The organism is Pseudomonas sp. 43A, assembly GCF_013363935.1.
Lineage (GTDB): Bacteria > Pseudomonadota > Gammaproteobacteria > Pseudomonadales > Pseudomonadaceae > Aquipseudomonas > Aquipseudomonas crudilactis.
On the sequence record NZ_CP054880.1, the window covers coordinates 3,399,513 to 3,425,920 of the forward strand.

The window sequence follows — 26,408 nt, forward strand, 5'->3', positions numbered from 1 at the left end:
GGAGCTTGCGGCGAAGTGCGCAAGAAGTTGCGCAGTACCTGACCTTTTTTCATCCGGAAAAGTCTGCGCAGGCCTTATATCCCATGGCTTTCAGCCAAGTGCGCAACTTTTTGCGCAGTACTGCGCAAGAAGTTGCGCACTTTTATTTGTTTAGTCTCGTTTATTCAAAGGTCCGCATACGGGCTGTTTGTTTAAGTCGTTGATGAGTAATGGCTTTGTGATGGCTGGCATGAAGTTTGATAGCTCAGACCTACCCGGACAGGCAATGGTGCCTGTCGGTTGTGTGTTTCGAGCAAGGAGAGCATCCCCATGGCAACACCAGCGTACATGTCCGTCACTGGCGAAAAACAAGGCCTGATCACCGCCGGCGCATTCACCGCCGACTCCGTTGGCAACACCTTTCAGGAAGGCCACGAAGACCAGGTCATGGTTCAGGCTTTCACCCACGACGTGATCATCCCGCGTGACCCGCAATCCGGTCAGCCAACCGGTCAGCGCGTGCACAAGCCAGTGGTGATCACCAAGGTCTACGACAAGGCTTCGCCTCTGCTGCAAGCAGCGCTGACCTCCGGCGAGCGCATGAGCGAAATCGTTATCCAGTGGTACCGCACTTCGGCGCAAGGCACCCAAGAGCACTACTACACCACCAAACTGGAAGACGCGATCATCGTCGCCATCAACAACAAAATGCACAACTGCCAGGACCCAGGCAACGCGCACTTCACCCACCTGGAAGAAGTGCAGTTCACCTACCGCAAAATCACCTGGACCCACGAAGTTTCCGGTACTTCGGGTTCCGATGACTGGCGTGCTCCAGTCGTTTAATTACGGCTGATGGTTGTACCGCCCCGATCGGCATGACTGGTCGGGGCGGATTCACTTCTAAAGAATTTTTTGCCAATAGCCCCTTGAGGGCTGTTGCGCGTCGCAGCACTGCGCGAGGAACAAGGGATGTTCTCACCGGCCAACCAGCCTCATTTCAATCTGACCGTCGATGGCGGCGATAGCGATTTCCAGGTGCTGTCGTTCACCGGTCGTGAGGCCCTCAATACGCCGTTCGAATTCGAGCTGGAACTGGTCAGTGAAAAGGCCTCGATCAACCTCGAAAGCGTGCTGCACAAACTGGCGTTTCTTCAGCTGTCGCCGAGCGGCACGGGCATTCACGGGCTGGTCTACAGCATCGCCCAGGGCGAGGCGGGCAAGCGTCTGACCCGCTACAAAATCTCCCTGCGCCCGCAACTGGCCTACCTCACGCATCGGGTCAATCAGCGCATTTTCCAGCAGATGACCGTGCAGCAGATCATCAGTCAGGTGCTGGAAGAACACGGCATCCTCGCCAGCGACTACCACTTCCAGCTCAGCGCGATTTATCCCGAGCGCATTTACTGCGTGCAGTACGATGAGTCTGACCTGGATTTCATCCAGCGCCTGTGTGAAGAAGAGGGCATTCACTACCACTTCCAGCACACGTCCAGCGGGCACAAACTGACCTTCGGCGATGACCAGACGGTGTTCCCGAAACTGGCGCCAGTGGCCTATCAGCAAGACTCCGGGCTGGTCGCTGACAAACCGGTGGTCAAGCGTTTCGGCCTGCGTCTGGCCACCCGCACCAGCCGCACGACGCGGCGCGATTACGACTTCGTCAAACCGAAGATCGAGCTGGAAAGCGATGCCAAGAGTTCGGCTCAGCCAGACCTTGAAGACTACGATTACCCGGGCCGTTTCGTTGACCGCGAGCGTGGCAAGCATCTGGCCAATCGCGCGCTGGAACGCCATCGCAGCGACTACCGTCTGGCCGAGGGCAACAGCGATCAGCCGATCCTCGTCAGCGGACATTTCCTCGCCCTGACCGACCACGCCAACCCGACGTGGAATGACTTGTGGCTGCTCACCGAAATCTTCCACGAAGGCAAACAGCCGCAGGTACTGGAAGAGTCGGTGACCAGCGACACCACCGACCTCAAGGACGATTTCCACCAGGGCTACCGCAACCGCTTCAGCGCCATTCCGTGGGACGTGCCGTACCGTCCGCCGCTCGATCACCCGAAACCGAAAGTTCTCGGAACGCAAAGTGCGGTGGTTTGTGGCCCGGAAGGCGAAGAGATTTACTGCGACCAGTACGGCCGGGTGAAGGTGCAGTTCTTCTGGGACCGCGAAGGCAAGCACGACGACATGACCAGTTGCTGGATGCGTGTCGCGTCGAGCTGGGCAGCGGAAACCTTTGGCTCGATCAACATCCCACGGGTCGGCATGGAGGTGTTGATCACCTTCCTCGAGGGCGATCCCGATCAGCCGCTGATCACCGGTTGCCTGTACCACGGCGCGAATCTGCCGCCGTACAAACTGCCGGATTTCAAGACCTTGGCCACGGTCAAGAGCAAGGAATACAAGGGCAGCCGCGCCAACGAACTGCGCATCGACGACACCACCAGCGAGATCAGCATTGCGCTGCGCAGCGACCACGGCGCGAGTGCGATCAACCTCGGTTATCTGACTCATCCGCGCCCGAGCGGTGGCCAGCCGCGCGGCGAAGGTTTTGAACTAAGAACCGACCGCCACGGTGCGGTGCGTGCGGCGGCCGGTCTGCTGATCACCACCGAACCACGGCCGAACGAATCCAAACACCACAAGGACCTGCCGGAAACTGCCGAACGCCTCGCGACCGCCAGCGATCAGCAAGATGGATTCGCCGTTCAAGCCAAAGAGTTGCAAGCCCAAGAGGCGGGCGACCAAGACGACGTCGCCAAAGCGCTGCACGCCCAGCATCAAGGCGTGCTCGGCAGCGGACCGGCGAACCTCACCGCCAACGAATTCCCCGAGTTCACCGAGCCGCATCTGGTCCTCGCCAGCCCGGCCGGCATCGCCCTGACCACACCGCGCTCCAGCCACATCGCCACCGGCGAACACCTGGCTCTGAGCAGCACCGGCCACACCAGCCTGTCGATCGGCAAACGCCTGCTGGCCAGCGCCAGTCGTGGCATGCGCCTGTTCGTGCAAAGCATGGGCTGGCGGCTGGTCGCGGCGTCCGGCGACATCGATGTGCGTGCGCTGAAGGACAGCATCAACCTGCTGGCCAAACTCAACATCACCGCCAACGCCGACCGCATCACCATCACTGCGAAAACCGAACTGGTGATTCAGGGCGGCGGCAGCGCCACCACCTACAACGCCGGCGGCATCACCCACGCCACCAGCGGCCCGTACACCGCGCACGCGGCGAACTTCGCCTACACCGGCGCGAAATCTTTGGCCGGGGTATTCCCGGAACCGCCGAAACCCGGCAAGGGCAACCTGGAATTGTTCAACCAATACGCCGGGCGCCAAGGCATCAAAGAGGGCGATTACGAAGTCATCGATGCCCTGGGCAAAAGCATCAAGGGCAAGCTCGATGGCAAAGGTTTCGCCAGCGTCGCCGGCGCTGCACCGGGGCCGGCGCGCGTGTTGTTCGGCAAGGATCCGGCGGACACCTGGAGCGATGGCAGTTACATCGGCAAGCCGGAATGGCCGTTGAACCCGCCGGGGCCTGAAGAGGTGCCGAGTCAGGTGCAGGCGATGGTCGCGCAGGTGTTGCCGAGCAAGAGTTGGGACATGTTGGAGAAGGGCAAGAACATGGCGCAAACAGGGATGAGTGCGATGCAGACGGCGCAAGGTGCGATGCAAACGGCGCAGCAAGTGAAAGGTGTGGTGCAGGGCGGGGTGGCGGGGTTGCCGAAACTGGCGAGTGCGGTGTTGCCGAGTGCTTCGGGGATTTTGGGGGCGGCGGGTAAGGCGGGCAAGTTGCCGAGCCTGCCTGCACCGAGTCTGCCAAAACCTTCCTTGAAAACCCCGGGCCTGTTGGCGGGTGAGATGCTGTCATGACGACTGAAATCGTAAAACGTGAGCCTCAGGTTGCTATCGTTCCACTGAATGCTATCGACATCCAGGACGTTGCCAGCAGCGCAGCGACCTTCGATGCCTGGTTGCAATCAGCCACGGATGGTGTGGTCACCCTCGACCGGATCAAGAACGTCGCCGGCGCCTTGCCGGTTGTGGGCAACATCATGGCGTTGGTCGATGCGTTGGGTGACATTGTCACTTTGTCGAATGCGCAGAAACGTGACCTGCTGGCGTGGGCCAGTCTCGGCATCAATCTGATCGGTGTACTGCCGTTGCCACCTGCGATGGCGGCTGCACGCATGACCCTGCGTCCGACGCTGTTTCTGGTGCGTCAGGAGATGAAAGCCAGCAGCAGGATGTTGCTCAGCACCTCGGTGATCGAAGTGCTGGTCGGCCACTTGAACGAGTCCATCATCGGCACCCTCGATGACTTCGTTGAACAGGCCAAAGGCAAGCTGCCGGGGATTTTGGCGGACGCTGGCAAGCTAGGTGAGGATGTCATCAACGAGATCGCCAAAGGTCTCGATACGGTGGCCAATGGCAAGCTGGATGCCAAGGGGGATGCCAAGGGGGATGCGCAGGCTGCCGGTCAACAGATCAGTGCCGCCGGCGATCAGTTACTCAATGATCCACTTGCGGCGATTGGCAATATTTTCGGTGCCGCCTCCAGCGCCTACAAAGCGGCAGGCAAAGGATTGGCCAATAGCGCGGCGGATCATCTGCTGCCTGACGAGATCAAGCAAAGGGTTGCCAGCGAGACAGCGAAGCTGCGGGCGATGGGGCCGGAGTTACGTACACAATTGAGCAAATTGGACGATGAATCGGTCCAGAACTCGATTGGCTGGTTGCTGCTGATTTTATCCACTGCGGTTACTCTTTGGCGTAAGCGCAATGCTCATGGGCAGAGCGCTGGAGTCAAGCCGGACCAGACCAGTCAAGCCAAGCGGACTGCTGTGGATGGCGGACTGGGCGCCGTGGGTCTTCAGGCTCCGGCCGCTCAAGCGCCTAATCCGAAAAAGAACGGCCCCTGCCCGGGCACCTGTCGTAGCATCAATTTTGCGCTGGGTTCAGAAAGCCTCAGCCATACCGATTTCAGCCTGCCCGGCCCCTTCCCGATCGAATGGACGCGCACCTATAACTCACGCCTTGACGCCTACGATCAGAGCGAACTCGGCGCTCGCTGGATCAGCGAATTCACCACGCGCTTTGACTGCCTGGATGATGGCCTGACGTTCTACGGTGCCGACGGCCGCGACCACAGCTATCCGTTGCCAAAAGTCGGCCTGTTCCACTACGACGCCATCGAAGACATCACCCTGGTCCGCAACAGCGAAGACCAGTTGCTGCTGTGCCGTGGTTTCGAACGCAAAGAAACCTACGTCCGCCGTGGCCAGCGCTATGTGCTGAGCAATATCTCGCTGCGCAACGGCGCCGGGATCATGCTGCATTACGAGCATCGACACGGCGAACACTCGCTGCTCTCCGACCTGATCACCTATCAGGAAAACGATTTCACCAAAGTCCATTTGCACCTCGGCACGATGATCGACGATCACGGCCGGTTTATCGGCCTCTGGCAGATCGTTGACGGCGAACCGCTGCGCCAGCTCTGCGCCTATCAGTACGACACCTGTGGCGACCTGATTCAGGCGCAGGACGAGAACGGCGCCGTCTGGTCGTATCAGTTCGAGCATCACCTGATCACCCGCTACACCGACCGCACCGGGCGCGGCATGAACCTGCAGTGGGATGGCCAGAGCGCCAAGGCCAAAGCCGTGCGCGAATGGGCCGACGACGGTAGTTTCGACACGCGCCTGGAATGGGACGAAAACATCCGTCTGACCTACGTCACCGATGCCCTCGGCAACGAGACCTGGCACTACTACGACATCCTTGGCTACATCTATCGCATCCGCTACGCCGACGAGCGTTCGGAATGGTTCTTCCGCGACGAGGCGAAGAACATCGTGCGCCGCGTCAATGCCGACGGCAGCACCGATCGCTACAGCTACGATGAACGCAGCAACCTGCTCGAACACATCCGCGCCGATCACACGGTGGTGCATTACGCCTACGATGATCAGGATCTGCTGATCAAGATCAGCGACGCCGAGGGCGGTCAGTGGCAGCGCGCCTATGACGACCAAGGCAACTTGGTCGAAGCGCTCGATCCACTGGGCAACAAAACCGAATACGCCTACAACAAATCCGGCCAGCCCACCGCGATCAAGGACGCCAACGGCAACGAAAAAACCCTCGACTACAACGACGCCGGGCAACTGGTCGAGTACGTCGATTGCTCGGGCAAGACCAGCGCCTGGGAATACAACGAGCTCGGGCAGATGATCTGCTTCACCGACGCCGCCGGCAACGCCACCGAGTACGAGTACAAGGCCGGCCAGCTGGTGCGGATCAAGCACCCGGACAAGACCGAAGAGCGCTTTGAGCGCGACGCCGAAGGTCGTTTATTGGCGTACGCCGACGGTCTCGATCGTTGCACCACCTGGAGCTACAGCGCGGCCGGTTTGATCACCGAGCGTGTCGATGCCGCGGAACAAACACTGCGCTATCGTCGGGACCGTCTCGGACGGCTAACGGCCCTGGAAAACGAAAACGAACAACGCGCGCTCTTTCACTACGATCCGGTCGGACGTCTGCTGGAAGAACGCCGCTTTGACGGGCGCAGCACTCGTTATCAGTACGACCCACTGACCGGTCGCCTGGCCCAATCGATCAATGGCCAACGTGTCATCTCGTTGAGCTTCGACCCGATGGGCCGTTTGACCGAACGTCGCGCGACCTTGGGCGACCAGTCGCAAAGCGAAACCTTTGCCTACGATGGCAACGGCAACATGGTGCTGGCCGACAACGCCGACAGCCGCCTGCAATGGTTTTATGATCCGGCAGGAAATATTCTGCGTGAGCACCAACACTATCTGGGGTTGGACAGCCCGGTGGTCGCGGTCTGGCGGCACGAATACGACGTACTAAACCAGTGTATTGCCACGACCCGTCCAGACGGCCACCGTGTCAGTTGGTTGACTTACGGCAGTGGACACTTGCTAGGTCTACGACTGGACAATCATGAACTGGTTGGCTACGAGCGCGACGACATGCACCGCGAAATCGCCCGCCATCAAGGCAACCACCTGGTGCAAACCCAAAGCTGGGATCCGGTTGGTCGCTTGCAGGAGCAATTGCTGGGACGCAGCGACGACAAATCCATGCTGCTCAAACGCGAATACACCTACGACGCGGCCGGCCAACTGACTAACATCAACGACAGCCGCCGTGGCCCGCTCGCCTATCGCTACGATCCCGTTGGCCGACTGCTCAGCGCCGTGACGCGTCAAGGCGTGGAAACCTTTGCCTTCGACCCGGCCGGCAACCTGCTCGACGACAAGGCGACAGAAATTCGCCGACCACTGGATCAGACGCCACAGCGCAGCAAACTCGTCGATAACCTGCTGCGCGAATACACCGGCACCCACTACGACTACGACGAACGCGGCAACCAGATCCAGCGCTGGCACAACGGCCAACGCAGCGATCTACAGTGGGATTTGTTTGATCGACTGGTGCATTTCGAAGACCCGCGCCTGAGCGTGGATTTCGCCTACGATGCACTGGGACGCCGCCTGCACAAAAACTCGCGCGCGCACTACAAACAGCGTCCGGAAGCAGGCTCTCTCTGGAACAGAAACGAGCACGCGCGCAAACAGCGCGAACTCGGCTGCGGCTTCACCTTGTACGGCTGGGATGGCGACAACCTCGCGTGGGAAAGCAACCCGGCGCAAAGCGAAGGCGAGCCGGGTCGCACGGTTCATTATGTCTTCGAGCCAGACACCTTCGTCCCGATCGCTCAGGCTGTACGGCATGCGCCAATCGATCTGATCGGTTTGCCGGATTACAGCGGTGAATATAGCCTTGATGAAGATCCGGTGTGGAATCTCAAGGTAACGGCATTACCGTTTGATGCGTTGGCGTGGTATCAGTGTGATCACCTCGGCACGCCGCAGGAGCTGACCGACTCCCGAGGCAACATGGCCTGGACCGCGCAGTACAAGGCGTGGGGGCAGGTGACGGAGCAGCGCTCGGAGTGGGCGCGGCAGCATGGTGTGATGAACCCAATTCGGTTCCAGGGGCAGTATCACGATCATGAGACAGGGCTACATTACAATAGATATCGTTATTACGATCCTTCGGTCGGACGTTTTATAAATCAAGATCCGATCGGTCTCGCAGGGGGATTGAACGCCTACGAATATGCACCAAATCCGGTGCAATGGATCGACCCGTTAGGTCTAGCGCGTATTCCGAAGTCGGTGAAAACGAAGGTAGCTATCGAGAACAAGCAATTTCACGGAGTGGAATCATGTGAGAAGTGCTTGATCACAGTAGTTCCTGGTCAAAAGAGCCAGAGGGGTGTAACTCCGCCACCGAATGAACGACAATTCGATCATATTCAACCTGATTCATTGGGAGGCGCAAACGATGAGGGTAATACCCAGATTCTATGTCGCCGTTGTAATCGTGAAGCTTCTGATTCAATCAAGCCGGATTACAAAATAATCAACCGTCTAGGCGGCTCCCCACCTTGAGCGTATAAAGTATGAAAGATATTTTTCACAAGATTGTCTTTGAGTTAACGCCTGACGAGGATGATTATCCTCCTGTATCTGCTGAGTCGATTTGGGGTATCTATGCCGGTGATGGCACCTATACCTTAGACAATACTCCCTATTACGTTTATGGCGTGAGTAAGGGAGATTCCGTGCAGGTAAAGTCCAGTGGCGATGAGATGATAGCTGTGCGTGTCGCAAAACAGGGTGGCCATTCGACTGTCAGAGTTTTTGCCAGTGATACTGAAGAGAAAAGTAAAATAATCGCTGATCTTCATCAGTTCGGTGCCTCGTGCTCAGTTAGTCAGGAAATGTCGCTGTTTACAGTGGATATTCCCTCAGATTGTGATTTTTTCGCAATCGACAGATATTTGTCCAATATTGCTGATGGGGAAAATATTGCATATGAGGATGCTTGTCTGCAGCACTCAGATATTGAGTCATCTCGTCTAGGGGAGTGCCTGTCATTGGCTTCTTTACCACTACTAGCTCATTGATTGAGTAAGCCCTAAGGGGGGAGTGGAGACAGGCCGCGATCTGGAGTTTATTAATCGTAGTCTGTCCCTATTAATATCCTAACGATGTTACGCAGTCCTCATTGTTGGCTGTGCAGTCACATTGCCCTGTCTGCTCAAGAAAACAGGGTTGGCATGCATCGTCTTATTCAAAATGTATGGAAACCAAGCTAGGGATCTGATTAATGCAAAAGGCTGAAGCTGTTTATCCGGATCAGGCACAGACAAAAATCTGTAGCAAGTATGGAATGCCTGTGCAACCGCCCGAAGAGATGGTCGCGGTTGCTATTGATTCGCTTGGCCAGTCGCCGATATACGGCACAAGAGTGCAATTGCCCGAGGCCGGTAATATCAGTTGGTTCATCCACTGCGGTGAGTACTCGGCGGCGGATGATTTTTACAAGCCTGTCCATGTTCACCACCTAAGTGAAATGTTGCCTCATGTTGTGAATTATCTTTGTCTGCCCACTGGCGCAAAATTTATCATTGATACAGCCGGCTATGAAGACGTCTGGATGGCTGAGTAAGAAATATTGAAGCCGGTTCACCCCCGGTTTCGCATTTGATTGATCCCGTGGATCAATTGGAATATCAGCAGCTTGGTCAAAGGAGTGACAACATGAAAGACGCCATTCGCTTGGGCGACTCCACCACTCACGGTGGCAAGGTCCTCGAAGCTTTCTCCCAGACTGACCTCAACGGCAAGCCCATTGCCGGGGTCGGTCACAAAGTCAGTTGCCCGTTGTGCAAAGGGATATTTCCGATTGCCGAGGGCAGCAGTACTTACACCGTCGATGGCACGCCCATCGCGCTAGATGGCATGAAAACCGCCTGCGGCGCTGCGCTGATTGCCAGTGGCCCGAAAGGCGCGGTCGTCAGCTGAATGCTGCAATGCCGCTGATGGAGAGCCAGCGGCGTGGCGTTTGACCTGCACGGACAAACGCTTTCAATCACTTTCCTGAGAACGGACCTCTGACGGGTGAGAAACTGCAATGACCACTGAAACCGCTGTTGCGAAAAAACGTGAGCCGCAAGTAGCGGTCGTGCCGCTCAACACCATCGACATCAAAGACGTCGGGCGCGGGGCAGCGAAATTTGACGCCTGGCTGCAATCGATCAGCGGTGGCGTGGTCACCCTTGAACGCGTCAAGAACGTCGCTGGCGCGTTGCCGGTCGTGGGCAACATCATGGCCCTGGTGGATGCGCTCGGAGATATTGTCACGCTGGCCAAAAGCAAGCAGCGGCAAGTCCTCGACTGGGTCAGCCTGGGCATCAATCTGATCGGTGTGCTGCCGGCACCGCCGACCATGGCGTCGGCGCGCATGACCCTGCGTCCGACCTTGTCACTGGTCCGTCAGGAACTGCGCAACAGTGCAAAAATGTTGTTGGGTGACTCGCTGATAGAAGTCCTGATCGGACATTTGAATGCCACCATCGTCGGTACCATCGATGACTTCGTCGAACAGGCCAAACCCAAGCTGGCGAGCATTCTTGACGACGCAGGCGAGCTAGGTCAGAAAGCAGTAAACGAGATTGCCAAGGGCCTGGAAACCGTAGTCAACGGCAAGCTCGACGCAAAAGGCGACATGAAGGCCGCGAGTGCGAAGATGAGTGCGGCCAGTGGTCAATTACTGCACAACCCCAAGGCGGCCATTGGCAATATTTTCGGTGCCGCGTTCAGTGCCTACAAGGCTGCAGGAAAAGGTGTCGCCAACACCGCTGCGAAGAACCTGCTGCCCGACAGTGCCAAGGCATTGGTGTTGAGCAACACGTCAATGCTGCGCACCATGGGCACGGAACTGCGAACCCAGATGAAGAAACTGGGCGATCCCGGTGTCAAGCACTCCATCGGTTGGCTGCTGCAAATGCTCGCAGGTGCCGTGGTGACTTGGCGTAAGCGGCGTTCTCATGGTCAAGGCGCCAGTGTCAAACCCGGCACTACGTCCAAAGCTCAGCACAAGGCCGGTGAGGGCAGGCTGGAAGCCACCGCGCAACAAGCTCCAGCAACACACGCGCCCGCACCGAAGAAAAATTGCGCCTGTTCCACTACCGCTCACAGCATCAGTTTTGCGTTGGGTTCGGAGAGCTTCAGCCATACCGATTTCAGCCTGTCCGGGCCGTTCCCGATCGAGTGGACGCGTACCTATAATTCACGCCTTGGCGCCTACGATCAGAGCGAACTCGGTGCCCGCTGGATCAACGAGTTCAGCACACGGTTTGACTGCGTCGACGATGGCTTGACGTTCTACGACGTCGACGGCCGCAACCACAGCTATCCGTTGCCCGGAGTCGGACTGTTCCACTACGACGCCATCGAGAACATCACGCTGGTTCGTGCCAGTGAAGATCAACTATTGTTGTGCCGCGGTTTCGAACGCAAGGAAAGCTACGTGCGACGGGGCCAGCGCTATGTGCTGAGCAACATCTCGTTGCGTAGCGGCGCCGGAATCATGCTGCATTACGAGCATCGACTTGGCGAACAAGCGGTGCTCTCGGACCTGATCACCTATCAGGAAAACGACACCAGCAAGGTGCATCTGCACCTTGGCACGATGATCGATGATCACGGTCGGTTTATCGGCCTCTGGGAGATCGTTGATGGCGAGCCACTACGACAGCTTTGTGCTTACCAGTACGATGCCTATGGCGATCTGATTCAGGCGCAGGACGAGAACGGCGCAGTCTGGTCGTATCAGTTCGAGCATCACCTGATCACCCGTTACACCGACCGCACCGGGCGCGGCATGAACCTGCAATGGGACGGCCAGAGCGCCAAGGCCAAAGCCGTGCGCGAGTGGGCCGATGATGGCAGCTTTGATACCCGTCTTGAGTGGGACGAAAACATTCGCCTGACTTACGTCACCGATGCTCATGGCAATGAGACGTGGCACTACTACGACATCCTTGGCTACACCTACCGCATTCGCTACCCGGATGAGCGCTCGGAGTGGTTCTTTCGCGATGAAGCAAAAAACGTGGTTCGCCATGTGAATGCCGACGGCAGTACCGATCGCTTCAGCTTTGACGAGCGCAGCAACTTGCTCGAGCACATTCGCGCCGATCACACGGTGATGCACTACGCCTACGACGATCAGGACATGCTGATCAAGATCAGCGATGCCGAGGGCGGTCAATGGCTGCGTGCCTATGACGACCAGGGCAACCTCGTTGAAAGTGTCGATCCACTGGGCAACAAGACCGAGTACGCCTACAGCAAGTCCGGTCAGCCCACGTTGATCAAGGATGCCAACGGCAACGAGAAGACCTTGGCCTACAACGACGCCGGCCAGTTGCTGGAATACGTTGATTGCTCCGGCAAGACCAGTGCCTGGGAATATAACGAACTGGGGCAAATTGTCTGCTTTACCGACGCCGCCGGGAACAGCACCGAGTACCAATACAAGGCTGGACACTTGGTGCTGATCAAGCACCCGGACAAGACCGAAGAGCGCTTTGAGCGCGATGCCGAAGGTCGATTGTTAACCCATGTCGATGGCCTGGATCGCTGCACCACATGGAGCTACAACGCGGCAGGGTTGATTGACGAACGCATTGATGCCAACGAAAAAGCTCTGCACTACCACTGGGATCGCCTCGGTCGTTTATTGGCCCTGGAAAACGAGAACGAACAACGGGCGCATTTTCACTACGATCCGGCAGGTCGCCTGCTGGACGAAACCGGCTTTGATGGCTGCATCACGAGCTATCAATACGATGCTGACACCGGTCGACTCGCCCAATCGATCAATGGCCAACGCGTCATCTCGCTGAGCTTCGACCCGATGGGCCGCTTGACTGAACGTCGCGCCACTCTGGGCGACCAGTCGCAAAGCGAGACCTTCGCCTACGATGGCAACGGCAACCTGGTGCTGGCCGACAACGCCGACAGCCGCCTGCAATGGTTCCACGACCCGGCCGGCAATCTGCTGCGCGAGCACCAGCATTACCTCGGCCTGGAAAAACCCACCGTCGCGATCTGGCAGCACGAGTACGACGTGCTCAACCAACGAGTTGCCACCGTGCGCCCCGACGGCCACCGCGTCAGCTGGTTGACTTACGGCAGCGGCCACCTGCTGGGCATGCGCTTGGATGAGCATGAACTGATCGGCTACGAGCGTGATGACCTGCACCGCGAAGTCGCCCGTCATCAAGGCAACCACCTGCTGCAAACCCAGAGCTGGGATCCGGCCGGCCGTTTGCAGGAACAGTTGCTGGGACGCAGCGACGACAAATCCACGCTGCTCAAACGCGAATACACATATGACGCTGCCGGCCAACTGACCGACATCAACGACAGCCGCCGCGGCCCGCTCGCCTATCGCTACGATCCCGTCGGCCGACTGCTCAGCGCCGCAACGCGTCAAGGCGTGGAAACCTTCGCCTTCGACCCGGCCGGCAACCTGCTCGACGACAAGGCAACAGAAATTCGCCGCCCGCTCGACCTGACACCACCACGCAGCAAACTGGTCGACAACCTGCTGCGCGAATACGCCGGCACGCATTACGACTACGACGAACGCGGCAACCAGATCCAGCGCTGGCACAACGGCCAACGCAGTGATCTGCAGTGGGATTTGTTTGATCGACTGGTGCATTTCGAAGACCCGCGCCTGAGCGTGGATTTCGCCTACGACGCACTGGGACGCCGCCTGCACAAAAACTCCCGCGCGCACTACAAACAGCGTCCAGAAGCAGGCTCTCTCTGGAACAGAAACGAACACGCGCGCAAACAGCGCGAACTCGGCTGCGGCTTTACCTTGTACGGTTGGGATGGCGACACCCTCGCCTTTGAAAGCAGCCCTGCACAAAGCGATGGTGAACCGGGTCGCACGGTTCACTACATCTTCGAACCGGGCTCCTTCGTCCCCGTCGCGCAAGCGGTGCGCCACGCTCCGATCAACCTGATAAACCAACCGCAATACACTGGTGAATACAGTCTCGATGAAGACCCATTGTGGAATCGCGAGGCTACGGCATTACCCTTTGATGCGTTGGCCTGGTATCAATGCGATCACCTGGGCACTCCGCAGGAATTGACGGACGCGCAAGGCGACATCGCCTGGACCGCGCAGTACAAGGCGTGGGGACAGCTCACAGAACAGCGCTCGGAATGGGCGCGGCAGCATGGCGTGATGAACCCGATACGGTTTCAGGGGCAGTATCACGATCATGAGACGGGGCTGCATTACAACCGGCATCGGTATTACGATCCGCGAACCGGACGTTTCATCAGTAAGGATCCAGTCAGCTATGCAGGTGGGTGGAACCTGTTTGCCTATGCTCCAAACCCTGTCGGATGGGTTGACCCTGAAGGCCTGACAGGCAAGACGCCAGCCAGTAGGCTTGCAGACAAGGCGCAGAAACTGCCAGCATCAAAGCGTCCGAATACGGTGGCAGTGATAGTGACCAAAGACGGGCGAGTGGTCACAGGTCGAAACCAGGGTGGCGTTTCCAATCCTGAGGTCAATGAAGCACTTAAAGGTATCCCGCCCAATGAGTTTGATGCGCAATGTGCAGAGGTCAATGCAATCGCCAGGGCTAAAAATAAAGGCCTGGATCTGGACGGCGCTGAAATTTCAGTGGCCAATGTGAGGGGCAAAAGCAGCACCAGCGGTGTACATGGCACGGACAAACCGCCGTGCTCAGTGTGTAATCCCTTAGTGAAGAAGTTTAATTTGAATGTAGTCGGCGGCAGCGGCTGCGGAGGAAAGTAATGACGTCAGAGTTTTCACGTGAGCTCAAAACTCTCTCCCCGAGAAATTTACAACGCTATGCATCAAAGCTTTTAAGGGCTTATTGCGAAGCAAAGTCTATTCGACACGAGGCCATCGATGAATTGACGGCCCACCTGGATAGTTTTCCTGATGGCGGTGGCTTGGCTGACTGGGAGCAAAAGGGTGCGTTGTTGCCGCTCAATGGAAGAGGAGATGATATGCCGTCAGATCTTGAGCAATCGATTCCCTCTCAAGATATTGACGATTTTCGTCATGTGGTGGATAGCGCAGTCGAGGTCGGAATTGTCGATATATATGGCGCTTCAACCGATTTGCCGGTCAAGTTCATAGAAAAAATTTCGTCGATTCTTCGCAAGAACAATATTGATCTCCCGCAACTGTAATTAAAGGGAGGGCAGTATCACTTCGCAGGGACACTTGAACTCCCGTTAACGCGCGAATGTGGCACGGTACTCAACTGCATTTTTTAAAGGAAAGATCAGGGGATGCGCCAGGGTTTGGCGAATGCCGGCCTGTAATCAACGCTGATCGCGAGCGTTGATCACGGCTTGAGCAACGCCAATGTCGCCATCGCCATTCGCGGGATTCCAGGCCCGCTCGGGCCGTGTCTCCACCGGCATGCGCACCTCTGCGGCCGGCTTCTCAAGCCAGCAACTGCGCAATCCATTCAACCTGGCACGTGATCTCTCGTACCTTCGCCTCGGGCACAGCCTGCTGCGCCCGGGCGAACTGGCTCAGGGTTTTCTGCTTTTCGCGCAGCTTGTGTTGCCACTTGGCCAGAAACTCCGGACTGCGTGCCTGCATCTGTAGCGGGCCGAAGTACAGTTCTTGATCGGTGTAGGCCACGGAGGCTGCGCGCTCGGCAACGATGATTTCATAGTGGAAGCGGTTCTCCCGCAGCAGTTCTTCGCTGAGGATCCGGTAACCGTTTTCCATCAGCCATTGGCGCAAGGGTTGTTCGCCGCCATTGGGTTGCAGGATCAGGCGCTCTTTGCCGCTCAAACGGGCTTTGCCGCTGTCGAGGATGTCGCGGATGGTCTCACCGCCCATGCCGCAGATCGTGATGGCGGTAATCCCGTCGTCAGGTTCGATGGCCGCCAGACCATCAGCCAGGCGCACGCTGATGTGCTGCTGCAGATCATTCTCGCGCACGGTGCGTTCAGCCGCGTGGAACGGCGTCGACGCGACTTCACCCGCCACGGCCGCTGCGATCAGGCCACGGCGCATCAGCGCCACCGGCAGATAGCCGTGATCCGAGCCGATATCGGCCAGCCGCGCGCCGGCCGGCACGTGTGCAGCCACGCGCTCAAGGCGCATGGACAATGTCTGTTCGTTCAACCGCAACCCCTTGATGGCAGGCAAAGGGGTGCGACTCTGGCGAGCAACGCCGGCCCTGTCAAATCCCGGCGACGGAATTCAATGGCCCATTGACCGCGCTGAACGGCCAATGGGCGCCGAGGCTTAGCCCGCCAACGTCGCGTTGTCGATCACGAAGCGATATTTCACGTCGCCCTTGAGCATGCGCTCGTAGGACTCGTTGATCTGGTCGGCGCGGATCAGTTCGATGTCGGAAACGATGCCGTGCTCGGCGCAGAAATCGAGCATTTCCTGAGTTTCCGCAATGCCGCCGATCATCGAACCGGCAATCGTGCGGCGCTTCATGATCAGGTTGAACACGTTCGGCGAAGGATGCGAGGTGGCCGGCGCACCGACCAGCGTCAAGGCGCCATCACGCTTGAGCAGCACCAGGAAAGCATCGAGATCGTGCGGCGCCGCGACGGTGTTGAGGATCAGGTCGAAACTCTTGGCGTGCGCGGCCATTTCTTCGGCATCGCGCGACACCACAACCTCATCGGCGCCCAGCGCCTTGGCTGCTTCACGCTTGGATTCAGAGGTGGTGAACGCAACAACGTGCGCGCCCAGAGCATGGGCCAGTTTAATGCCCATGTGACCGAGGCCACCGATGCCGACCACGCCGACTTTCTTGCCGGGGCCGGCGTTCCACTGACGCAGTGGCGAGTAGGTGGTGATGCCGGCACACAACAGTGGCGCGACGGCGGCCAGTTGCGCTTCGGGATGACGGATGCGCAGCACGTAGCGTTCATGCACGACGATGTTTTGCGAATAGCCACCCAGTGTCCAGCCCGGTGCATCCGGAGTCGGGAAGTTGTAGGTGCCAATCATGCCGTCGCAGTAGTTTTCCAGACCGCTTTCGCAGTCGTCGCAATGTTTGCAGCTGTCGACGATGCAACCGACGCCGACCAGATCACCGACCTTGTAGTCCGACACATGTGCGCCGACGGCCGACACGCGACCGACGATCTCGTGCCCCGGTACACACGGGAATTGCGTGCCGGCCCATTCCGCGCGCACCTGGTGCAGGTCGGAATGGCAGATGCCACAGAAGGCGATATCGATCTGCACATCATGGGCGGCCGGCGCGCGGCGGTTGATCTGCATCGGCTCAAGGGGTTTGTCGCCAGCGTGGGCGCCGTAGGCTTGTACAAGCATGGAAACATCCTCAATCGGTTTGTCGTGGCGACATTCTTGCTGTTCTGCCGCACCGGGCAGTAGTGCATTCCTGTGCGATCCTTGCCTGATCCTGTGAGCGGTTGTGACATTGCGCGGACAGACGCTCGTGGTGTTTGCAGGTAATCTGCCGCTCTGACTAAAACAAAACAAAAGCGGAGTCATTGATGCAACCAATCCGTCTCGGTCTGGTGGGCTACGGCAAGATTGCCCAGGATCAACACGTCCCGGCAATCCTCGCCAATCCCGCCTTCCACTTGGTGTCCGTCGCCACCCAAGGCAAGCCCTGCGCGGGCGTTGAGAACTTCCAGTCCTTGGGTGAGCTGCTGAAAAACGGCCCGCCGGTGGATGCAATTGCCTTCTGCACGCCGCCGCAAGGGCGCTTCGCGCTGGTGCAGCAAGCGTTGGCCGCCGGCAAACATGTGCTGGTGGAAAAGCCGCCGTGTGCCACGTTGGGTGAGGCATTGGCCTTGGTCGATCAGGCCGCAGAGCAGGGCGTCAGCGCGTTGTTTGCCTGGCATTCACGCTATGCGCCCGGGATCGAAGCCGCTCGCGACTGGCTCGCCTCGCGCACTTTGCAAAGCGTGCAGATCGACTGGAAAGAAGATGTACGCAAATGGCACCCCGGCCAAACATGGATCTGGCAACCCGGTGGCCTCGGCGTATTCGATCCGGGCATCAATGCCTTGTCGATCGTGACTCATTTACTGGCGCTGCCGCTGTTTGTCGAATCGGCCGAACTGCGCGTACCGAGCAACTGCCAGTCACCGATTGCTGCGTCGATCAAAATGGCTGATGCGCATCAACTCGATGTGCGTGCGGAGTTCGACTTCGACCATGGCCATGATGAGCTGTGGAGTATCGAGGTTCGTTGCGCCGAGGGTGTTCTGCGCCTGGATAACGGTGGCGCGCTGTTGAGCATTGACGGTGTGCGCCAGGCTGTGTCGGAGGAGGGTGAGTACGCGGCGGTTTATCGGCACTTTCAGCAATTGATCGGCGACAAGGCCAGTGACCTGGATGTGCAGCCGTTGCGGCTGGTGGCGGACAGTTTTTTTGTCGGCAGTCGGGTGTTGGTTGAGGCGTTTTACGATTAGTGCGCGGCTGGCCCGGCACGGTTGTTTTTAGTCGCCAAGCCAAAGCCTGCCTCTGAACGGCAGGCTTTTTTCGTTGGAGCACCGTTCGTCCATTGCCCGGCACTTGCGCTGTGCCGTTGCCTCTCACGTTCAAGCGCGGATATCCCGTGTACAAGAACGGAGAAGCAAGCATGGACATCGATGAAAATGCACCGGGTAACCGGTCACAGCAAGACGTGACACGGACGACGGACAATGAGACGGGGCATGATCCGAAACGCAACCCGCCCGAGGTTCCATTGCCCGCCGATGAAGAGTCGCCGGTCGATGAAGACATGACGGATGTGGCGGCCAATAACTCGGTATCGAGTGAGCATCCTGAGTCGCAATGACCCGATTGAACAAGTGTGGGGGACAGGCCATGAGCACGTCATTCAAGGTCGGCGACGCAGTTCAGTGGAACAGCGAGGCTGGCGAGATTCGCGGCAAGGTGGTCAAGGTGCACACCCGGGATGTCGAGTTCATGGGCCGCCCTCGGCCTGCTTCAAAAGACGAGCCGCAGTACGAAGTCAAAAGTGACAAGACCGGGCATCTGGCAATGCACCACAGCGCGGCGCTTCATCCCGCGAAATGACCAGACTAGTGCGACGATACGAATTCGGAAGGCGTTGTCGGCGGCGGCAACGAGTACGTCGCCTTCATCCATTCAACCTCCGCCTGCGGCGTCCGGCCGAAAAACCGTTTGAACTCGCGACTGAATTGCGAGGCGCTTTCATAACCGACGTCGAACGCTGCCGCCGATGCGCTCATCGCCTGGCGCAGCATCAGCAGCCGCGCCTGATGCAGGCGTGTCGACTTCAGGTATTGCATCGGCGAGGTATCGGTGACGCTGCGAAAGTGCAGGTGAAAACTCGGCACGCTCATGCTCGCTTCGTGGGCCAACTGCTCGACGTCGAGGCGCTGCTGATAACAGCTGTGAATCTTGCGGATCGCCCGGCTCACCTTGCCGAAATGCCCGCGACGATGCAGCGCGGCACGCATTGATCCACCTTGCTCGCCCGTGAGAATGCGGTAATAGATCTCACGCACCAGCGCCGGCCCAAGAATTTGCGCTTCACCGGCGACGCTCATCGCCTCGAGAAAACGCAAGGTCGTGGTGCGCAGCGCGTCGTCCATCGGCGAGGCGTACATGCCTTTTGGCTCAGCATCGCTGACGCCATGCACCTCATCGACTTGCAACATCAACTCGCTGGCCAACTGAAAGTCCAGTTGCATGTAAATCGCGAGCATCGGCTCGGCTGCCGTGGCGTCGGTCTCCATGGTGAAGGGGATGGGCACGGACACCACCAGATAATGCTGCGCGTCATAGACGTAGGTGTCCTCACCCAGATAACCGCGCTTGCGACCCTGGCAGAGGATGACAATGCCGGGGTCGTACAACACCGGGGTGCGGGTCAGTGGGCGATTCGAGCGCAGGAAGCGCACGTCATCGAGCGCGCTGAGGCTGTAGCCCTCGACCGGCGCGAGGACTTTCATCAGTTGCACCATGCGCACGGTGCTTGCATCGACCTGCGTCATCACATCCTCACTCAATGATCGGTGGACCGGCTCAGCGCTTCCCATTGATCGATCTCGTTGGCCGCATATTTCAGTTTGTCACGGACCAGGCTCAAGGCGTCACTGCCCAGCAGCAAGTGGGCGGGTGGTGCCGGGCTGGCGATGATCTGCAACATCGCTCGGGCAGCCTTTTGCGGGTCGCCGAGTTGCTTGCCGCTTTTCTCCTCTCGCGCTTTACGGATAGGGTCGAAACTGGCGTCGTAGTCGGCAATGCTGCGCTCGGTGCGTTGCATCGAACGACCCGCCCAATCGGTACGGAACGAGCCCGGTGCCACGGCAGTGACGAAAATGTTAAAGGCCCGCAGCTCCTTGCTCAGGGTATCGGAGATCCCTTCGAGGGCAAATTTGCTGCCGCAGTAATAGGCGATGCCCGGCATGGTGATGGTGCCGCCCATGGAGGTGATATTGAGGATATGCCCCGCGCGGCGCTGGCGGAAGAACGGTAGACAGGCTTTGATCATCGCCACCGCACCGAACACATTGACGTCGAACTGACGGCGCATCTCCTGCAAGGGTGATTCTTCGAAGACGCCTTCGTGGCCATAACCGGCGTTATTGACCAGCACGTCGATCGGGCCGTGTGTGGCTTCGACTTGCGCAACGACACTGTCGATCCGCTCGAAATCAGTGACATCCAGCAGCACGCCGTAAGCGTTGTCCGGGGACAGTGCCTGGAACTTTTGCAAATCAGTTTCACTGCGCACCGTGCCGATGACACGGTGGCCTGCGGCAAACGCTTCTTTGGCCAGCGCATGGCCGAAACCGCTGCTGACGCCGGTGATGAACAGGGTTTTAGTGTGAGTCATGTCGAGCTCCCATTGGGTCAGGTCTGAGGCCATGGTAGCGATCAACAAATGGCGCACCTATGCCGGTTTATCTTTGAGCATTGCCTATTCCTATCAGGCTGAACTTCTACGACGGACGCCATTAAACAGAAAAAGACTGCCATGACGGGCGCGCCTCGATACGTGGTCAAGAGTGACAGGACCGGTCCCCGAAGATAGTAACGGCGTGTTCGTTTCAGCTCGTGTGCGCGAATTGTCTCGCAACAGACACCAGGCTTCACATTCCTTCGTTGCTGGTCGACAATGCGCGCTCTGTTCCGGGGTAGTTCAGCGGTGGAACACTCGGCTCTTAACCGGGTGGGCGCTGGTTCGAATCCAGCCCCCGGACCCATTACATTGCAGGATCACAAGGAAGCATGTCCAGGGACGACGGTGAGTTCGGCAAGCACGATGGCGTGAATGCAGGTTATGCGGTGTTCCAACTCTCACGAGCATTGACCGCTATACAGCGCGACGCTGACCCGCAGGCACGCAACCGAGTCGAGCGCTGGCAGCGGGTAGTCGAACACCTGATGCAGGGCAGCGCACAATATGGTTCACGTGTGCCTTTCGCCGATTTGCCGCAGTGGGTCACGCTGGACGTGGCGACGGGTGGATTTGCCACCGGACAACTCCCGGCCGGTGGCGCTTTGACTGCCTATGAGCGCCAGTTAGCCGCGTCGATCTCCGGCATTCGTGCCGGTCATGAACGGTTCGATCTCAACATCTGGCATCTATCGGATGTGGGCGTCGCAACGCTGCAAGAGCGTTTAGCGAGCGGCACCTATCAAATTGATGTTCCGGAGGAAGCCGCAATGCTGACAGTGTCATGGCTTTTGCGGCATCAGCGTACTGACGAGGCGCGAACGCTGATCGAGCAGATCGCGCCTTTCTTCGATCGCCTGCGTTTCTTCCCGACTGCCGTTGACGAGCCGCCGATTTCCACGGCTGAGGTGCATGTTTTTGATAACGCCAGTGTCAGGCAGCGGCTCAACCGGCAATTGGCTCAACCGCGTCTGGCCGTCCAAAAGCATGTGGTTGAAAATCGTCTGCCTCTCTACGACGCTGCCGTCTCACTGTTTCTTTTGACCTGTCAGGATGGCTGGCCTTGCAAACACTTTCCTGAAGGCTGGTTCGAACGCGCAACCGCACTCGGCGCGCAGATCGCTCGGACCTGTAGCGCTGAACACCGCAGCAACGGTCCCTTCAAGACCCGGGCGGCAGAACTGTTTGCGTTGCTCGGTCAGTGTTTGCGCGATCAAGCATCATTGACGGGCCGCCAGGTCGGCCGCATCCGGCGCATTGTTGATGACTTTGTGGCCAAACACGGGCATCCCGAGTCCGACGCACATTCCCTTAAACGAGCAGAGCAGCGTCAACATGTGGCGGCCCCCGGGCATCATTTGATCGCCCGGGCTGTCTCGGCACGTTTGGTTAGTCACCCGGGTTCGGACGGCGTCAGTGACTTTTCGCCGCTGCTTGAACCGATCACCGATGAGGAGGCGAAGCGTCACCAGCTGACCCTTGGTGTGATGATTCCGCCTGCGGTTCGCCGCCGCCTCGAGCGTTGCCGCAAGGGGACCATTGCCGAGTTGATTGATCATGGCTTGATCTCATCCGCCGATACCGTGGCGCAGGTTCTGCCTGCAATGACAGCGCAAATCTGTAGCAGCGTATACCGGGACGGGATGCTGCAGTCGTTGGCGGGTGCAACGTATCGCGCCTTCCGTCGTCGGCGCTCGTTGCTGCTGCTTAACCTGCAAAGTCAGGTCAAAATTGCCGAGCTGCCGTGGGTCGCGGCTTTAGAGGGAGAGCGTGAGGCGAGTGATATCTCCGCCACGGGCGCCAGGCAAGCGTTGCTCGAGGCCTCTGCAATGACTCTCTCGGCGTTTCCACAGGCCATTCTTCCGAACAAGCTGCTACAGGAATTTGTTTCACTGGCTGAAACGGCGAAGTTGGAGCTGCCTTTCGTCGACGAGGTGGCGGCTGACATTTTCATGGGCGCGTTCTCCACCAAGTTCACGAGAGCAGCCAGGCAATCGGCCAGATTTATGGCCGGGACGCTTTACGCTCGCTATTACGACATTGATACGGATGGCCTGGCAGGCCTTCCCGATCAGCGCAGAAACAACAGCCGTGATGCATTGGCGACGCTGTGCGCGCAGCGTGCAAACGCCACCTTTGGCACGTGGCGGCCAGCGGTCAACGGCACGATACTCGAACAGCAGCAAATTCTGACGACGCAAAACCTCGCGCTCCTGTTCGGCGAATTGAACTTGAAAATACTGTTGCATCATCGTTTGAGCGCGCTGGCGCTGGCGTGCTTCGAGTGGATTTGCAAGCGGCAACAAATGCACATCACGCATTACCATGCACGTCTGGTGATGTTGAAGAACACGGCGTATGCCTGGCGTCAGATGATGTTTTACTTGTCGATGCTGGATGGCGAGCTGTTGCGTTCTGCGCTCGATAGCCTTGAGTCGCATTTTGCAGCGCAATCCAGCGAGTTCCGCGAAAGGTTCCTGCCTGTCATGATTGGCTTGCGTGTTGCCGCTGCCGGGCATCAGCTGACCCTGAGTCGCCAGAAAGATGAGGGTGCGAGGGTTTTTCTGGGATGGACCACTGAGCGACACTGGTTAATGCCTCTGTAACGTCTGTCGTTCTGCCAGTGCACGGCTGCAAGCCTGCGCAGGAATGCAGGCTTGTGGGTCAGAGACTTCCTTTCAGAAACGATCGAGCCTGTACTGTTCGTTGAGTGGCAGCCTGCAGGCCTCTTTTGCAGTCGCAGGTAAAGCCATCCGCACCACCATCTCCGCCGTCACCGCCGCCTGCGTCAACCCCAAATGCTGATGCCCGAACGCAAGCAACACCTTGCCCTCACACACCTGATCAATCACCGGCAACGAATCCGCCAACGACGGTCGGAAACCCATCCACGGCGTCGCCGCTTCAGCACTCAGATCCTTGCGAAACAGACCCTGACTCAACCGATGCAACTGCCACGCGCGTTCCATGCTCGGCGGTTTTTCCAGACCGGCGAACTCGACGGTGCCGGCCAGACGCAACCCTTCGGCCATCGGCGTCATGATGAACTTGCGTTCCAGCGAGGTCACGGGGAAGGGCAGTCGGTCGTGTTCCTGAGGCAGCATCAGGTGGTAACCGCGCTCGGTGTCCAGCGGTACTTTTTTGCCGGTGAGGGCGGCGGTGAGTTTCGCCGAATGTGCGCCACAGGCGATCAGCACGCGGCTGGCAGTCAGACCGCCATTGCCGGTGGTCAGCGTCACCCCGTGCTCTTGCACATAGCCACCCTGAACCTGCTGCTGTACGAAGCTCACGCCGCTGGCCTTGGCCGCTTCGACCAATTCACACACCACGCGATACGGGTCGATGAAGTGCCCGGTGCGTGGGAAGAACAAGCCGCCCTGAATCTGTTCGCTGAGTTGCGGCGCGGTTTCGCGTATGGCGCCGGACTGCCAGTAATCGACCGGCACCTGCTGCTGATGCAGGCGAGCCTGTAATGCCTGGATTGCCTGACGCGATTCGTGGCGTTCGAACACTAACAGCGAGCCATCGACCTTGAGCAGGTCAGGCCGCTGGATGTCGGCGAGCAAGCGCTGCCACGCATCAAGACTGCTTTCATTGAGCGCGCGCAAGCCTGCCACGGTGTTCTGAAAAGGCGCCGGGCGCAGATTCAGCAACAACCGAGTGAACCATGGCAAGGCGCGCGGCAGGTATTGCCAGTCCAGCCGCAACGGCCCCATCGGGTCCATCAGCATGGCGGGCAGGCGCTTGAGGATGGACGCGTCGGCAATCGGAAACACCTGTTCGGTCGCCAGATGTCCGGCATTGCCGAACGAGGCGCCGTGGCCGGGTGGCTGCTGATCGATCACCACCACGCGCAAGCCCTGACGAGCCAGACGCAATGCACAGGCGACGCCGATGATGCCGGCGCCGACCACAGCGATGTCGTGGGAAGCGTTATTCGTCATGGCGCTGCGCTTCCCTTTGCCCATCGAGCAGACGGCGTAATTGCAGCGGATTGCCTTGTTTCAATGCGTCAGGCAGCAAGCTGTCGGGGAAGTCCTGATAACACACCGGGCGCAGGAAACGCAGGATCGCCGCCGTACCGACGGATGTCGTGCGCGCGTCCGAGGTGGCCGGGAACGGCCCGCCATGCACCATTGCGTCACACACTTCGACCCCGGTTGGCCAGCCGTTGACCAGCAAGCGGCCGGCCTTGCGCTCCAGCGTCGGCAGCAAAGCACGCGCCTGTTGCAGGTCTTGGTCATCCAGATGCAATGTCGCGGTCAACTGACCCTCCAGATGCTCGGTCACCTGGCGGATTTCAGCTTCACTTTCGCATTGCACGATCAGCGCAGCTGCACCGAAGGCTTCGGCTTGCAGGCGGTGATCGGTAAGAAAGTCGGCAGTCTCGGTCACGAATACACGGGCCTGACATTGGTTCGGGCCGTTGCCGCTCTGACCTACACCGCTGAGACGTGCAGCGGCATTCTCGGCCAGCGCATTCACGGCCGATTCGTAAGCGCTGAAGATGTTCGGTGTCAGCATCGTCTGCGCCGGACTGCGTTGAATGATCTCGGCGGTTGCGGCGATAAACTTGTCCAGCGCCGGTCCTTTCAAGGCGATCACTAAACCCGGATTGGTGCAGAACTGGCCCGCACCCAGTGTCAGCGAGGTCACAAACCCTTCAGCCAACGCTTGCGTGCGATTGTCCAGCGCCGCCGGAAACAGCAGCACCGGATTGATCGAACTCATTTCCGCGTACACCGGAATCGGTTCGGGTCTGGCCTGCGCCGCTTGAATCAGCGCTAGGCCACCGCTGCGCGAACCGGTAAAACCCACCGCTTTGATCCGTGGATCTGTGACCAGTGCGATGCCCACTTCGCGGCCGGAACCGTACAGCAACGAGAACACGCCTTCCGGCAAACCACAGTTTTTTACCGCCCGAGCAACCGCGCGACCGATCAGTTCGCTGGTGCCGGGATGCGCGCTGTGCGCCTTGACGATCACCGGGCAACCGGCGGCCAATGCTGACGCGGTGTCACCGCCCGCCACCGAAAATGCCAGCGGAAAATTGCTCGCACCAAACACCGCGACCGGCCCCAGCGCGATCTGACGCTGACGCAGATCCGCGCGTGGCAACGGCTGGCGTTGCGGTTGTGCGCTGTCGACGCGTACATCCAGCCATTCACCGGCGAGGACCGTGCGGGCGAACATTCTTAATTGTTGGCAAGTGCGCCCGCGTTCACCTAGCAGGCGCGCACGCGGCAGGCCGGTTTCGGCGTGGGCGCGGTCGATCAGTTCATCGCCTAGGCCTTCGATTTCCATGGCAATGCTTTCGAGACATTCAGCGCGAACATTCAGCGCCGTCTCGCGATAAACATCGAACGCTGCCCAGGCCAGCGCACAGGCCTGTTCGACATGCTCGGCCGATCCACCGGCATACGCGGGCTCCAGCGTTTCATTGGTAGCCGGATTGATCCCGCGAATGGCGGCGCGATGGCCAGCAACCGTGTGCTGTCCGATCAGCATGTGGCCCGTCAGAGTCATGGTGTCTTCCTGATAAAGAGGGAAATGCCTGCCGCGTAGCGCAACG

Annotated in this window: 18 protein-coding genes and 1 tRNA gene; 13 read left to right on the plus strand and 6 right to left on the minus strand. The window is 58.8% G+C overall.

The features are described from left to right. Positions 1–309 precede the first annotated feature (309 nt). The 8 genes from HUW52_RS14820 to HUW52_RS14855 all read left to right on the plus strand — a co-directional run bounded on the left by HUW52_RS14820 (position 310) and on the right by HUW52_RS14855 (position 15,131). Positions 310–825, plus strand: a complete 516-nt coding sequence (locus tag HUW52_RS14820) for an Hcp family type VI secretion system effector (RefSeq protein WP_008084998.1) — start codon at positions 310–312, stop codon at positions 823–825. 126 nt (positions 826–951) lie between these two features. Then, positions 952–3,858 carry a type VI secretion system tip protein VgrG gene (locus HUW52_RS14825; RefSeq protein WP_175554063.1) on the plus strand — a complete coding sequence of 969 codons (2,907 nt, stop codon included), beginning with the start codon at positions 952–954 and terminating at the stop codon, positions 3,856–3,858. Next, positions 3,855–8,477, plus strand: a complete 4,623-nt coding sequence (locus HUW52_RS14830; RefSeq protein WP_175554064.1) for an RHS repeat-associated core domain-containing protein — start codon at positions 3,855–3,857, stop codon at positions 8,475–8,477. The genes HUW52_RS14825 and HUW52_RS14830 overlap by 4 nt, the downstream gene beginning before the upstream one ends. Before the next feature lie 11 nt (positions 8,478–8,488). Continuing rightward, entirely contained in the window at positions 8,489–8,995 is a 507-nt protein-coding gene (locus HUW52_RS14835) for a DUF4265 domain-containing protein (protein WP_016987535.1), read from the plus strand. A gap of 203 nt (positions 8,996–9,198) precedes the next feature. Further along, positions 9,199–9,540 carry a hypothetical protein gene (locus tag HUW52_RS14840; protein ID WP_016987534.1) on the plus strand — a complete coding sequence of 114 codons (342 nt, stop codon included), beginning with the start codon at positions 9,199–9,201 and terminating at the stop codon, positions 9,538–9,540. 92 nt (positions 9,541–9,632) lie between these two features. Beyond that, positions 9,633–9,896 carry a PAAR domain-containing protein gene (locus HUW52_RS14845; protein ID WP_007918680.1) on the plus strand — a complete coding sequence of 88 codons (264 nt, stop codon included), beginning with the start codon at positions 9,633–9,635 and terminating at the stop codon, positions 9,894–9,896. Between the two features lie 109 nt (positions 9,897–10,005). Then, complete coding sequence (locus HUW52_RS14850; protein ID WP_175554065.1) at positions 10,006–14,727, plus strand: RHS repeat-associated core domain-containing protein; 4,722 nt, start codon at positions 10,006–10,008, stop codon at positions 14,725–14,727. Next, the gene (locus HUW52_RS14855) at positions 14,727–15,131 is read left to right on the plus strand and encodes a hypothetical protein (RefSeq protein ID WP_016987702.1); all 405 of its coding nucleotides are present in this window, start codon (positions 14,727–14,729) and stop codon (positions 15,129–15,131) included. Before HUW52_RS14850 ends, HUW52_RS14855 begins: the two co-directional genes overlap by 1 nt. 259 nt (positions 15,132–15,390) lie before the next feature. Here the strand turns inward: HUW52_RS14855 and HUW52_RS14860 are convergent, their stop codons facing one another. Both HUW52_RS14860 and HUW52_RS14865 read right to left on the minus strand, forming a co-directional pair. Next, the gene (locus HUW52_RS14860; RefSeq protein ID WP_306149208.1) at positions 15,391–16,086 is read right to left on the minus strand and encodes a tRNA (adenine(22)-N(1))-methyltransferase TrmK; all 696 of its coding nucleotides are present in this window, start codon (positions 16,084–16,086) and stop codon (positions 15,391–15,393) included. A gap of 123 nt (positions 16,087–16,209) precedes the next feature. Beyond that, positions 16,210–17,259 (minus strand): NAD(P)-dependent alcohol dehydrogenase, encoded by a 1,050-nt coding sequence (locus tag HUW52_RS14865; RefSeq protein WP_175554067.1) that lies wholly within the window; start codon positions 17,257–17,259, stop codon positions 16,210–16,212. Between the two features lie 185 nt (positions 17,260–17,444). Here HUW52_RS14865 and HUW52_RS14870 point away from each other — a divergent pair, with 185 nt between their 5' ends. The 3 genes from HUW52_RS14870 to HUW52_RS14880 all read left to right on the plus strand — a co-directional run bounded on the left by HUW52_RS14870 (position 17,445) and on the right by HUW52_RS14880 (position 18,984). After that, complete coding sequence (locus HUW52_RS14870; protein ID WP_016987705.1) at positions 17,445–18,371, plus strand: Gfo/Idh/MocA family protein; 927 nt, start codon at positions 17,445–17,447, stop codon at positions 18,369–18,371. A 170-nt stretch (positions 18,372–18,541) separates the two neighbouring features. Continuing rightward, positions 18,542–18,742, plus strand: a complete 201-nt coding sequence (locus HUW52_RS14875) for a hypothetical protein (protein WP_102899126.1) — start codon at positions 18,542–18,544, stop codon at positions 18,740–18,742. A 29-nt stretch (positions 18,743–18,771) separates the two neighbouring features. Continuing rightward, entirely contained in the window at positions 18,772–18,984 is a 213-nt protein-coding gene (locus HUW52_RS14880; protein WP_175554068.1) for a DUF2945 domain-containing protein, read from the plus strand. Between the two features lie 5 nt (positions 18,985–18,989). On the opposite strand, the gene HUW52_RS14885 is transcribed toward HUW52_RS14880, so the two are convergent. Both HUW52_RS14885 and HUW52_RS14890 read right to left on the minus strand, forming a co-directional pair. After that, positions 18,990–19,928 (minus strand): AraC family transcriptional regulator, encoded by a 939-nt coding sequence (locus tag HUW52_RS14885; protein ID WP_175554069.1) that lies wholly within the window; start codon positions 19,926–19,928, stop codon positions 18,990–18,992. An 11-nt stretch (positions 19,929–19,939) separates the two neighbouring features. Further along, positions 19,940–20,773, minus strand: a complete 834-nt coding sequence (locus HUW52_RS14890; protein ID WP_175554070.1) for an oxidoreductase — start codon at positions 20,771–20,773, stop codon at positions 19,940–19,942. A 295-nt stretch (positions 20,774–21,068) separates the two neighbouring features. Here HUW52_RS14890 and HUW52_RS14895 point away from each other — a divergent pair. Together HUW52_RS14895 and HUW52_RS14900 are read left to right on the plus strand one after the other, a co-directional pair. Beyond that, positions 21,069–21,143 (plus strand) — tRNA-Lys (locus HUW52_RS14895). 25 nt (positions 21,144–21,168) lie between these two features. After that, positions 21,169–23,442: a hypothetical protein gene (locus HUW52_RS14900; protein WP_175554071.1), complete on the plus strand. Its 2,274-nt coding sequence runs from the start codon at positions 21,169–21,171 to the stop codon at positions 23,440–23,442. 72 nt (positions 23,443–23,514) lie between these two features. Here the strand turns inward: HUW52_RS14900 and HUW52_RS14905 are convergent, their stop codons facing one another. Together HUW52_RS14905 and HUW52_RS14910 are read right to left on the minus strand one after the other, a co-directional pair. Continuing rightward, positions 23,515–24,780, minus strand: coding sequence for an FAD-binding oxidoreductase (locus HUW52_RS14905; protein WP_175554072.1), 1,266 nt, complete (start codon positions 24,778–24,780; stop codon positions 23,515–23,517). Continuing rightward, positions 24,770–26,362, minus strand: a complete 1,593-nt coding sequence (locus HUW52_RS14910; protein WP_175554073.1) for an aldehyde dehydrogenase (NADP(+)) — start codon at positions 26,360–26,362, stop codon at positions 24,770–24,772. The genes HUW52_RS14905 and HUW52_RS14910 overlap by 11 nt, the downstream gene beginning before the upstream one ends. Positions 26,363–26,408 lie beyond the last annotated feature (46 nt).